Origin of the sequence: Bibersteinia trehalosi, assembly GCF_004346205.1 — a bacterium.
Lineage (GTDB): Bacteria > Pseudomonadota > Gammaproteobacteria > Enterobacterales > Pasteurellaceae > Bibersteinia > Bibersteinia trehalosi.
Window position 1 is genome coordinate 133,928 of the sequence record NZ_SMAM01000006.1, and the last position, 12,740, is coordinate 146,667.

Here is a 12,740-nt window from a genome sequence, read left to right on the forward strand (position 1 = left end):
ACAAAATTTGACCGCTTGCCAAAAACTTATGCTAGAATGCTTGCGCTTTTCACAGCTTTCCCGTCAAATTAGCGGCATCAAATTTATCTGTTGCCTTTCATTTTTATTCATATTTGAATGTTCTTTCACGCCTAGCGTGTCTATTACTATAACAAAAACAGTAAGTTATTTTATTAAAGGAATTTTTTATGATACTTGATCCAAATTACCAACAAGAATTAGAAAAATACGAAAATCCTGTACCAAGCAGAGAATTTATTTTACAAACTATCCGTGATTTTGATGCCCCAATGAGTCGCGATGAATTGCTCGATGCTTTCCATATTTATGATGAGGAACGCAGTGAAGCTATTCGTCGCCGCCTGCGTGCGATGGAAAATGATGGCCAATTAGTATTTACCAAGCGTAAACGTTACGCTTTACCAGAAAAAATGGACTTGCTTAAAGGCACCGTGATAGGTCATCGTGATGGTTATGGCTTTTTGCAAGTGGAAGGTTCAGACGACTGGTTTATTCCAAATAGCCAAATGGTGCGTGTATTACACGGTGATTTTGTACTAGCGCAACCGAATGGGACAGACAGACGTGGGCGTAAAGAAGTGCGGATCGTGCGTGTGCTTGAGTCTCGCAAAAAACAGATTGTCGGACGGTTCTTTACCGAAAGCGGTATTAGCTTTGTTGTGCCGGATGATAGCCGCATCAATCAAGATATTTTGATCCCAGAAGAGCATCGCTTGGGGGCAAGAATGGGGCAAGTTGTGGTTGTTGAACTGCAACCACGAAAAGCCGATTTCAAGCGCCCTGTTGGGGTGATTACCGAAATTTTAGGCGATAATCTTGCCCCAGGAATGGAAATTGAGATCGCGCTGCGTAATCACGAGATCCCCCATGTTTGGAGCGATGGCGTAGAAAAGCAGATTCGCCATTTTGAAGAAGAGGTTCCCGAAGAAGCAAAACAAGGGCGAGTTGATCTGCGTGAACTGCCATTAGTTACCATTGATGGCGAAAGTGCCAGAGATTTTGATGATGCGGTATTCTGCCAACGTGAACAAAACGGTTGGCGGCTGTGGGTGGCAATTGCCGATGTGAGCTACTATGTTCGCCCGAAAACCGCACTGGATTTAGAAGCGGCACAGCGTGGTAACTCGGTCTATTTCCCAAATCGGGTGATCCCAATGTTGCCTGAAGTGCTCTCTAATGGCTTATGTTCACTCAATCCGCAAGTGGATCGCCTATGCCTCGTTGCGGAAATGACGATTTCTGAGCAAGGCACACTCACCGGCTATGAATTTTACGAAGCGGTAATGAACTCGCACGCGCGCCTTACCTATACCAAAGTGTGGAATATTCTCGAAGGCGATGAAACTTTGCGTGAACGCTATGCAGCACTAGTTCCCCACTTGGAGGAGTTACATGCGATGTATAAGGTGTTGATGGATACTCGCCAAAAGCGGGGAGCAATTGAGTTTGAAACTATCGAAAATCAATTTGTGTTCAATCCACAAGGACGCATTGAACGCATTGAACCGTTAATCCGTAACGATGCGCATAAAATCATTGAAGAGTGTATGATTTTAGCCAACATTGCTGCGGCACGTTTTGTTGAGAAAGTTGATGAGCCAGCGTTATACCGTATTCACGCTCAGCCAAGCGAAGAAAAACTAACCAGTTTCCGCACCTTCTTGCGTGAATGTGGCTTGTTCCTTGATGGTGGGCTGTCGCCAACGCCAAGTGATTACGCTAAATTGCTTGCCGAAGTACAGGAGCGTCCAGATAAAGAGCTGATCCAAACAATGCTCCTTCGTTCGCTTAAACAGGCAGTTTATTCACCAGATAACGAAGGACATTTCGGCTTGGCATTAGGCGAATACGCGCACTTTACTTCGCCAATCCGCCGTTATCCTGATTTGCTTTTACACCGTGCGATTAAATATTTAATCGAAAAAAGCAAAGGCAACACTCGTCGTTACACCGATGGCGGTGGTTATCACTACAACTTGGACGATATGTACCAATTTGGTGAAAAATGTTCTGCAACCGAACGCAGAGCGGATGAAGCCACTCGAGAGGTTGCTGACTGGCTGAAATGCGAATATATGCAAGATCACGTGGGTGATGAATTTGATGGTGTGATTTCTAGTGTCACAGGCTTTGGGCTGTTTGTGAAACTGAATGAATTGTTGATTGATGGCTTAGTACATATTTCCACCCTTGATAATGGCTACTACCACTTCGACAACGAACGCCAACGCTTAGTCGGTGGCAACGGCGTGATGTATCGCTTGGGCGATCCAGTTAAAGTACGAGTAATTGGCGTTAATCTTGATGATAAGAAGATTGATTTCGCTTTAATTACTAGCTTGAAAACACCAAAATCTGCGGGCAAAACGGCAAAGAAAAAAGCGATGCAAGCGGTGGAAAAAGCGGAAAAATCTGCAAAAGCGAAAGCCAACAAACCGAAAGTGTTTATCGAAGTAGCAAGTGCCAAACCAAATAAAAACCAAGCGAAAAAAGATCGCAAAGCAACGGCGAAAAGCCGGAAAAAGCGTTAAAAAATTGGGGGGAGATGAAAATCTACCCCCAATTTTTACCGATTATTTAGCAAGTTCTACTAACAATTTTGCGTGAATTCCACCAAATGCCCCGTTACTCATTACCAAAATATGATCACCCTGTTTAGCTTCCGCTTTGATCATTGCCACAAGCTCATCAAGGTTGGCTGACCATTCGGCTTTTTGTTTGAGTTCGGCGGTAATCTCGCCCACAGACCAAGGAATGTTATTAGGTTGGTAAATAAAGACTTCATCGGCATCTTTTAGCGATGGTGCGATTTCATCTTTATGTACGCCCATTTTCATTGTATTAGAACGTGGTTCCAGCACTGCCAGAATGCGCTCATCACCAACTTTACCCCGTAATGCAGCAATTGTTGCTTCAATAGCTGTTGGGTGGTGAGCGAAATCATCGTAAACGGTTATGCCATTCACGTTTCCTTTTACTTCTAGACGGCGATTCGCATTCACAAATGTTCCTAGTGCTTCACAAGCAGCGCTAATTTCAACACCAGCATGATTTGCCGCTGCAATTGCCATTAGCGCGTTGTGCATATTATGTGCCCCTAAAATTTGCCATTTTACTGTGCCGGCTTTTTGTCCAAAATGATAAATCTCAAACTCTGTGCAATCGCTTTTTAATGCCTGCGCGTACCATTCTTTTTCTTTGCCGATAAACTGTAATTCGCTATAGTTACCCATTGCGAGTGTATCTTGCGCATGTTGATCTGCACTAGCAGAAAGAATACGCCCGTTTTCTGGCATGGCTCGGATCATATGATGGAATTGGCGCTGAATGGCTTTGAGATCCTCAAAAATATCTGCATGATCAAATTCAATATTGTTGATGATAAGTGTTTTGGGCGAATAATGTACGAATTTAGAGCGCTTATCGAAGAAGGCAGAATCGTACTCATCGGCTTCAATGACAAAAAATTCACTATCGCCCGCACGAGCTGAAATGCCAAAATTACCTGCCACTCCGCCAATTAGAAAACCTGCCTCAATGCCGTTTTTTTCTAAGATCCACGCTAACATGCCTGTGGTTGTGGTTTTACCATGTGTACCAGAAACGGCTAATACCCAGCGATTTTTTAGGAGATTATCGTGTAACCATTGTGGGCCTGAAGTGAAGTTAAGACGGTTATTGAGCACATATTCTACGCATGGATTTCCACGTTTCATTGCATTACCAATAATCACCATATCTGGTGCGGGGTCAAGCTGGGCGGGGTCAAAATGGGGAATAATCTCAATACCGCTATTTTCTAAAAAAGTACTCATTGGAGGGTAAACATTAGTGTCAGACCCAGTTACTTTGTAACCTAGTTCACGGGCAATAATTGCCACTCCTCCCATAAAAGTACCGCAAATGCCGAGAATGTGAATGTGTTTTTTCATCATTAACCTTCTAAAGTGTGATCAATCTCACAAAAACGATTTTCTTCAGCAAATGAAGAAAATCTCTCATCTATAATTTCAGCATTCTAACACACGAAGGACAATAAGAATGAAAACATTAGGTGAATTTATTGTTGAACGGCAAGCGGAATACCCAGGGGCAACGGGGGAGCTCAGCGGTATTCTTTCTTCTATTCGTTTAGCTGCCAAAATTATTCATCGCGATATTAATCGTGCGGGCTTAACCCAAGATATTTTGGGCATGTCAGGTGATGAGAATGTACAGGGTGAAATTCAAATGAAATTAGACGTATTTGCTAATGAAACCCTGAAAAAAGCATTGATCGCAAGGGGGGACGTTGCCGGATTTGCTTCGGAAGAAGATGATTCTTTTGTTGCATTTGATACGGAGCGGGGGCGTAATGCTAAATATGTCTTGATGACAGATCCTCTTGATGGCTCATCTAATATTGATGTGAATGTTTCAGTAGGCACAATTTTTTCCATTTATAAACGTGTTTCACCAATTGGTACTCCGGTAACCATTGATGATTTCTTGCAGGAAGGGCGCAAACAAGTGGCTGCAGGCTATGTGACTTATGGCTCTTCAACTATGCTAGTTTATACTACGGGTAATGGGGTGAACGGGTTTACCTATGATCCATCACTCGGATTGTTTATTCTTTCTCATCCAAATATGCAGATGCCACATATTGGCAAATATTACTCTATTAATGAAGGACAATATGTCACTTTCCCAATGGGAGTGAAGAAATTTATTAAATATTGCCAAGAAGAAGATAAAGCAACCAAACGTCCTTATTCTTCTCGCTATATTGGTTCATTAGTTTCCGATTTTCATCGTAATTTGTTAAAAGGTGGGATCTATATTTATCCAACCTCAACACGCTACCCAAGCGGTAAATTACGCTTGCTATATGAAGGCAATCCAATGGCGTTTTTGGCCGAGCAAGCAGGAGGTTTGGCAACCGATGGGTTTACACCAATCTTAGATATTAAACCAACAGAGCTACATCAGCGAGTGCCACTCTTTGTTGGCTCAAGAGATATGATGGAAAAGGCTCACCACTTTATGCAAGAATTCCTTTAATCATCTCTCAAGCGGTTGATTTTGAGTAAAAAAATGCAAAAACGACCGCTTGTCATTCTTTTATAATATTTTGTTATAACTATATTCCTTTCGTTCTTTACCTATTCATTGGGAATAGGTATCTTTTGCCTGATTTTTCTTTTAGATGGAGTTTTTTATGAAACTACGTACCCCTTTAACCCTAGTTGCGGTCGCAACCAGTGTTTTTTTAACCGCTTGTGATGATAAAAGTACAAGCGCGACAACCACCGCAAAAACAGGCAATAAAACTTTTATTAACTGCGTGAGCCGTTCGCCAACGGCATTTAGTCCAGCTTTAACCATGGATGGTCAGTCTTACAATGCAAGCTCTCAACAAGTGTATAACCGTTTAGTAGAGTTTGTGCGAGGTTCAACTGCGATTGAGCCAGCACTTGCTGAACGCTGGGAGGTCAGTGAAGATGGTTTAACTTATACCTTCTATTTGCGTAAAGGCGTGAAATTTCATACTACGAAAGATTACACTCCAAGCCGTGAATTTAATGCAGACGATGTGTTATTCTCATTCCAACGTCAGTTAGATAAAGAACACCCATATCATAGTGTATCAAAAGCAACTTATCCGTATTTCAATTCAATGAAATTCCCGAAACTGTTGAAAGCTGTAGAAAAAGTGGATGATCATACGGTAAAAATCAGCCTGAACTATGCGGATTCAACATTTCTATCTAGTTTAGGTATGGATTTCATCTCTATTTATTCCGCTGAGTATGCAGAGAAATTACTTGCAGCAGGGACACCAGAGGTCTTAGATACCACCCCAATTGGTACTGGTCCATTTATTTTTGCAGGTTATCAACTTGATCAAAAAGTGCGTTTTCTTGCTAATGCAGAATATTGGAAAGGTAAAGCAGATATTGATAGTTTGATTTTTGATATTGTGCCAGATGCAACTGCTCGTTATGCCAAATTGCAAGCAGGTTCATGTGATATGATTGATTTCCCAAATGTGACAGATCTGGAAAAAATGAAAACCGATCCGAAAGTAAATTTACTTTCTCAAGAGGGATTGAACATCGCTTATATTGCATTTAATACCGAAAAAGCACCATTTGATAATGTTAAAGTTCGCCAAGCATTGAACTATGCGGTAGATAAAAATGCGATTATTGATGCTGTTTACCGTGGAGCAGGTGTGGCTGCGAAAAATCCTCTACCTCCAACGATTTGGGGATACAATAATCAAATTACAGATTATGAATACAATCCAGAAAAAGCTAAAGCACTATTAAAAGAAGTAGGGCTAGAGAATGGTTTTGAAACGCAAATCTGGGTGCAGCCTGTTGTGCGTGCATCTAATCCGAATCCTCGTCGTATGGCAGAGTTAATTCAGGCAGACTGGGAAAAAGTGGGTGTAAAATCTGAATTAGTTTCTTATGAATGGGGAGATTACATCAAGCGTACTAAGGCAGGGGAATTAACGGCAGGAACTTATGGTTGGTCGGGAGATAATGGTGATCCTGATAACTTTTTATCGCCGCTATTTGGCAGCGAGAATGTCGGTAATAGTAACTATGCGCGTTTTAAAAATGCAGATTTAGACGCATTATTAACGAAGGCAGTTAGTCTCTCAGATAAAGAAGCCAGAGCAAAACTCTATGAGCAAGCACAAGTGTTATTACACGAACAAGCGCCATGGATTAACGTAGCCCATTCAATTGGCTTTGCACCTGTAAGTAAACGGGTGATTGATTATAAACAAAGCCCATTCGGTTATTCTTATTTCTATGGTGTGAAATTAGCGGATTAATCAGTTTCTTGAGTATAAAAAATCCACTTAATGATGAATTAAGTGGATTTTTTTATTTAGTTTGTGTTGCCTTAATAAGGGATATACTAAACTTCAATCCCAAATTTTGCTTTAACCAACGCTTGGAAATCGGTGCAACCACCTACGTGTTGATTATCTAAAAAGATTTGTGGCACAGTGGCAACAGGGCCACCAACACGAGGTTCTAAATCGGCTTTTTCAATACCTTTTGCCGGCATATCAATAAATTCAAAATCAAAATCTGGTAATTCAGCTTTCATTTTTTCTGCTAAGGCTTTTGCACGGGTGCAGTATGGGCAAGTATGACGCCCAAAGATTTCTACGAACATAGTTTTTTCCTTTTGACTGGTTTTAATGAACGTAGGGGCGAATTACATTCGCCCCCGAATAATTATCTTGTGCTAGTACTGGTTGTGGTACGACTTGCACGTTTACGCTCAACTTCGGTAAGCAATTTCTTACGAATACGCACAGAAGTAGGCGTTACTTCCACTAACTCATCGTCATCAATAAATTCTAACGCTTGTTCTAGCGTAAATTTCACTGGGGTAGTCAGCGTTAATGCATCATCTTTACCGCTTGCACGCATATTGGTCAGTTTCTTCCCTTCTAGTGGGTTTACGGTTAAGTCGTTTGAACGGCTGTGGATACCGATAACCTGACCTTCGTAAATTTCCGCACCGTGATCGATCATTAACTTACCACGATCTTGTAGATTGTAGAGTGAGTAAGCAAGTGCTTTACCTGTACCGTTAGAGATTAACACACCGTTGATACGCTGACCAATATCACCCGGTTTAACATCATCGTAGTGGCTGAATGAAGAGTAGAGTAAACCAGTACCTGAAGTCATTGTCATAAATTCGTTACGGAAACCGATTAAGCCACGGCTTGGAATCACATACTCTAAACGGGTACGACCTTTACCATCTGGAATCATATCTTTCACTTCGCCCTTACGGATACCCAATGCTTCCATTACCGCCCCTTGATGTTGCTCTTCAATATCAATGGTGACTTGCTCAAATGGCTCTTGTTTGCGTCCGTCAATCTCTTTGAAGATTACTTTCGGACGAGATACCGCTAATTCATAGCCTTCACGACGCATATTTTCAATTAACACAGACAAGTGTAATTCGCCACGACCAGATACGCTAAATACGTCTGCATCATCAGTTTCTTCTACACGCAATGCTACGTTGTGGACTAACTCTTTTTTCAAGCGTTCTAAAATTTGGCGAGAGGTTACAAATTTACCCTCTTTACCACAGAATGGAGAAGTGTTTACACAGAAGAACATTGTTACGGTTGGTTCGTCCACGCTTAATGCTGGCAATGCTTCTACGTTGTTGATGTCGCAAAGTGTATCAGAAATATTCAGTTCGCCTAAACCAGTGATCGCAATAATATCGCCAGCGTAGGCTTCTTCCGCTTCATAACGCTGTAAGCCTAAGTGGCCTAACACTTGCCCCACACGGCCATTACGCGTTTTGCCTTCACGGTCAATAATGGTTACAGGTTGATTTGGTTTTACTGTACCACGTTTGATACGGCCAATACCGATAACGCCTAAGTATTTGCTGTAATCTAATTGTGAGATTTGCATTTGGAATGGTGCGTCTAATTCCACATCAGGCGGAGAAACGTGTTCAACGATCGCTTCAAATAGCGGATCCATATTCGGGGCTAAATCTTCGTGATCTAAGCCAGCCACACCGTTTAATGCTGAGGCGTAAATGATTGGGAAATCTAACTGCTCATCGGTTGCACCAAGATTGACGAACAAATCAAACACTTGATCCACCACCCAGTCAGGGCGTGCACCCGGTCTATCTACTTTGTTGATAACCACAATCGGTTTTAAACCGTGTGCGAAGGCTTTTTGAGTTACGAAACGGGTTTGTGGCATTGGGCCATCAAAAGCGTCCACCACGAGTAGTACCGAATCAACCATAGAAAGCACACGCTCTACTTCACCACCGAAGTCGGCGTGTCCTGGGGTATCTACGATGTTAATGCGATAATCGTTCCAGTTAATTGCGGTATTTTTCGCTAAAATGGTAATACCACGCTCTTTTTCTAGATCGTTGGAATCCATCACTCGCTCGTCCACATCACCACGAGATGTGTCTAGCGTACCAGAAAGTTTGAGAAGTTTATCAACCAATGTTGTTTTACCGTGGTCAACGTGAGCAATAATTGCGATGTTACGCAGTTTTTGAATATCAATTTTTTGCATTGGAATATCTTATATGAGAAAAAATAAAACGCTGGGCGAGCCCAGCGAACGGAAATTCAGATTATGACAATCGTCAAAAATTTGAGTAGATAGAATTATACAGAAATTTCACAAAGTCGCATAGAAAACAAGCGGTCAGTTTTGCGTAAAAATTTGCAAGCTCCTACAAGGTGATATTTGAGCGCCCCATAAAAGAGTGAAGTAATGTTTCACTATCAACCATTTCTAGCTCGCCACCAACAGGGATGCCGTGAGCAATACGAGTCACTTTAATATTATGTACTAAACACATTTCGGCAATATAGTTTGCGGTAACATCACCCTCTTTAGTTGGATTTGTCGCTAAAATCACTTCATGAAACGATTCTTCTTCAAGCCGCTTTTGCAATAAATCTAAGCCAATCTCACGCGGGCCTATACCATCTAATGGGGAAAGTCGGCCCATCAAAACAAAATAACGCCCTGAGAATTGCCCCGTTTGTTCTATTGCTTGAATATCTGCAGGCATTTCAACAATACAGAGTTGTCCACTCATTTGGCGACGTGGATTTTGGCAGATATTGCAATGTTCTTCTTCGGTAAACGTACGGCAAGATTGGCAATGCCCAATGTGGCTCATCGCTTCATTTAAGGCTTTTGCAAGATTGAGACCGCCTTGTCGATTACGTTGTAATAAATGATACGCCATACGCTGTGCGGATTTTGGTCCGACGCCAGGTAGAATGCGTAGGGCTTCAATTAGATTTTCAAGTAAAGGGCTAGTTTGCATTGTTATCCTAAATTCACAGTAAAAATGTAGGGGCGTATGTTATACGCCCCTAAAATAATGTTGTAGCCGCATTAAAACGGAAATTTCATTCCCGCGGGTAACTGCATGCCAGCCGTTACACTAGCCATTTTCTCTTTTTGCATCTCTTCTGCGCGACGCACAGCATCGTTAAATGCGGCAGCGATTAAGTCTTCTAACATTTCTTTGTCATCTTCCATTAATGATGGATCGATTTCAATACGACGACAGTTATGTGCGCCATTGATCGTTATTTTTACTAAGCCCGCACCAGATTCTCCTGTAACTTCTAACTGTGCGATCTCTTCTTGCATTTTTTGCATACGCTCTTGCATTTGCTGAGCTTGTTTCATTAAGCCGCCTAAGCCGCCTTTTCCAAACATGAGTATTCTCCGTAAATCAAAAATAAGGCAGTATTTTACTTTAAGCGCGCTTTCTCTACAATGTTCTTTTATATCCTATTCGGATAGAGAAATACCCTATCAAATAGAGTTGATAGGGTAAAAGGTGAACGTATCAATATTATGAAAAATTATTATCTATAAGCCTTAATTTGTATTTACATTCTTTAAAAATATTTGGCGAGGGGTACTCAAACCTAATTTTTCTGCTTCGTTAATGAGGTTGAGCGCTTTATTTATATCTTTCGCTTTCAACGCTTTTTGCACTGCTTGATTAAAATAGTGCTCAGTATCTTTATCTACTTTGGTTGTTCTCTGATTATGTGCAGATGCTATTTGTGTTTGAGGTTGATGGGAATTAAAAATCGTTGTCGGCAAACCGATAAATTTGCTGTTATTTAACCCATTTACATTAAGATAAATTTCTCCTGATAAGCTATGTTTTACTTCAATATCCTTAATGCTTGGAGGCTGTTTGCCAGTGGCCTTAGCATAAACTTTTGCCGGATGAGGAATAGTTGTACTTTTATCTAAGTCTTGTTTTGTAGTATAGACAAGTAAATAAATGTAGTCTTGATTTGCAAGTGGAGTTAATTTTAATTCAGCGCTTAGGCGATTTCCTTTTAAACCTCGCTCTTCTAGTAATGTGAAATCAGCGGAAGAATAGGTTGCTGCAATATTAAAGTGACTATCCAAAACAATCACATTTGGAACAAAAAGATTTTTTTCTAGTACAGAACTTTCAATTTCAATATTTAACGTGCCTTGGTTTGCTGGAATACGATATGCAGCAACAGGACTTGCTATACCAGCAAAAGCGGTTGTGAATGATTGTTGTTGTTTTTCCACTAAATTGGTTTTTACTTCTTGAGTAAGAGCAACATCTTGCCACTGTATTTTAGCTAATTCTTGTGAGTTAATATGAGGTGTTGGCGTTAAATGCCCAGCTAAGCTAGGGTAACTGAATAGTAAGCTTGCTAATGAAAGTGTAGTAATAAGTCTTTTTTTCATATTAACCTCTATATTGTGATGAAATTTTAACGAGGAGTGGTATCTCTGGGTAGGCATCATTGCCTACCCTTAATATGTTTACCACCATGCTTCAAATTGAACGCCACCAATAAATTCACTGTCTTTCGCTTTATAGCCTAAGTTAGTACGATTTTCAGTATTGAATTTATCATTCCAATGTGCATAGGTGGCAAAGACTCGAATGGCAGGGCGCGCCCAAATACTGTTACCTGCTTGCCATTGTTGCGCAATAGTATATTTCATGAGGTCATTTTTCTTACCAGAAGCTTGATCTTTAATGCGATCATAGCCAACCTCTAATAGTGTACTCATGGTATCAGTCCATTTGTACATTGGACGAATCCCCGCTGAATACCATGTTTTACCTTGTTTATTATCAAGGTCTGTTTTTTCATAGATTAACGCGTACATAAGCTCGATTTTGTCACTAGCTTGCACTACACCCTGATTAATTAAGCGCAGCATATTTCCTTTATTACTGGCAAGTGAGCCTTGAGCATGACCATTATTCCAAGATGTCATGGAATCTGTCGCATACTGTGCGGTAAATTTATTAAAGCCACCAAAGAAATTACCTTGAGTATATTCTGCAGTAACCATGTAGCCGTTTTTAGTGGCTTTATCATTATTAAATTTACTGCCATCTTTTGTATGGGCATTTGCGTAGTCAAAACCTAATTCAAGAGAACCATCTTTCCATAGTTCGATGCCAGCTAAACGAATATCAAAAATGTCGTTATATACCTCTTTTTTGGTGTTACGATCACTGACATACGCTTTTTTTGCATAATCGTAGTAATAAGAGAATGCACCGTCTTTCTCGGTATCTCTCGTGACAGCTAAAGACAATTTACCTATTCCGAGATCAATATTTTCAATCCCCGCACCAGGGCCTGAAATATCCCAGTAATAGAAGTCGTTCATATGAACGTCATGGCGTTGATAAAAACGTTTACCTGCCCATAATGTTGCTCCAGGTAAGCTATCGGCAAAATTCTTAAACTGAACATTTAATTCACGTAGTGCGGGGCTTGTTTCTGTCCAGTCATTGTTATGGAGTGTACCCCCATAGGCAAGGTTAGTATCAAAGTAGATAGATTTTTCACCACTTTTGAAGAGCTCTTGACCTAATTTCAATTCCGCATAAGTGTCTGACTCATTACCTAAACGGTATTTAGAGCCTCCGCCATTTACCGTAAATGCTGATTGCTCTCCACCACCAGATGTCCAGCCAATGCCTGAACGGGCATAACCGTGAAATTCTACCGCTGCGATATTTGTGGCGAATAGCATGCTACCAATTGCCGTTGCTAGAAGTGTTTTTTTCATAGAATGACCTCTCTTAGTCTAATTTAGGTTGTGTATTAATTGGTTTGAAAATAATTTGATTTCAAACCAACAAAGGAA

The 12,740-nt window shown here is 40.9% G+C and carries 10 protein-coding genes; 3 read left to right on the plus strand and 7 right to left on the minus strand.

Annotation, left to right across the window (positions count from 1 at the left end):
- Positions 1-188 precede the first annotated feature (188 nt).
- Positions 189-2,552, plus strand: a complete 2,364-nt coding sequence (gene rnr / locus EDC51_RS07705) for a ribonuclease R (RefSeq protein WP_131928598.1) — start codon at positions 189-191, stop codon at positions 2,550-2,552.
- Between the two features lie 42 nt (positions 2,553-2,594).
- Here rnr and mpl read toward each other — a convergent pair whose 3' ends face one another.
- Positions 2,595-3,956, minus strand: coding sequence for a UDP-N-acetylmuramate:L-alanyl-gamma-D-glutamyl-meso-diaminopimelate ligase (mpl, locus tag EDC51_RS07710; protein WP_131928599.1), 1,362 nt, complete (start codon positions 3,954-3,956; stop codon positions 2,595-2,597).
- 106 nt (positions 3,957-4,062) lie between these two features.
- Between mpl and fbp the strand changes: the two genes are divergently transcribed.
- Both fbp and EDC51_RS07720 read left to right on the plus strand, forming a co-directional pair.
- The gene (gene fbp / locus EDC51_RS07715) at positions 4,063-5,064 is read left to right on the plus strand and encodes a class 1 fructose-bisphosphatase (RefSeq protein ID WP_015431935.1); all 1,002 of its coding nucleotides are present in this window, start codon (positions 4,063-4,065) and stop codon (positions 5,062-5,064) included.
- 157 nt (positions 5,065-5,221) lie between these two features.
- Complete coding sequence (locus tag EDC51_RS07720) at positions 5,222-6,853, plus strand: ABC transporter substrate-binding protein (protein WP_064318262.1); 1,632 nt, start codon at positions 5,222-5,224, stop codon at positions 6,851-6,853.
- Positions 6,854-6,939: 86 nt separating this feature from the next.
- Here the strand turns inward: EDC51_RS07720 and EDC51_RS07725 are convergent, their stop codons facing one another.
- From EDC51_RS07725 to EDC51_RS07750, 6 genes are all read right to left on the minus strand, one after another.
- The gene (locus EDC51_RS07725) at positions 6,940-7,203 is read right to left on the minus strand and encodes a GrxA family glutaredoxin (protein WP_064318261.1); all 264 of its coding nucleotides are present in this window, start codon (positions 7,201-7,203) and stop codon (positions 6,940-6,942) included.
- Between the two features lie 62 nt (positions 7,204-7,265).
- On the minus strand, positions 7,266-9,113 hold the full coding sequence (gene typA, locus EDC51_RS07730; protein ID WP_015431938.1) for a translational GTPase TypA: 1,848 nt from the start codon (positions 9,111-9,113) through the stop codon (positions 7,266-7,268).
- A 163-nt stretch (positions 9,114-9,276) separates the two neighbouring features.
- A complete protein-coding gene (gene recR, locus EDC51_RS07735; RefSeq protein WP_015431939.1) occupies positions 9,277-9,882 on the minus strand; it encodes a recombination mediator RecR in 606 nt (201 codons plus the stop codon).
- 71 nt (positions 9,883-9,953) lie between these two features.
- Positions 9,954-10,283, minus strand: coding sequence for a YbaB/EbfC family nucleoid-associated protein (locus tag EDC51_RS07740; RefSeq protein WP_015431940.1), 330 nt, complete (start codon positions 10,281-10,283; stop codon positions 9,954-9,956).
- A 165-nt stretch (positions 10,284-10,448) separates the two neighbouring features.
- The gene (malM, locus tag EDC51_RS07745) at positions 10,449-11,312 is read right to left on the minus strand and encodes a maltose operon protein MalM (RefSeq protein WP_131928600.1); all 864 of its coding nucleotides are present in this window, start codon (positions 11,310-11,312) and stop codon (positions 10,449-10,451) included.
- Positions 11,313-11,390: 78 nt separating this feature from the next.
- A complete protein-coding gene (locus tag EDC51_RS07750) occupies positions 11,391-12,662 on the minus strand; it encodes a maltoporin (protein ID WP_025267296.1) in 1,272 nt (423 codons plus the stop codon).
- Positions 12,663-12,740: the final 78 nt, after the last annotated feature.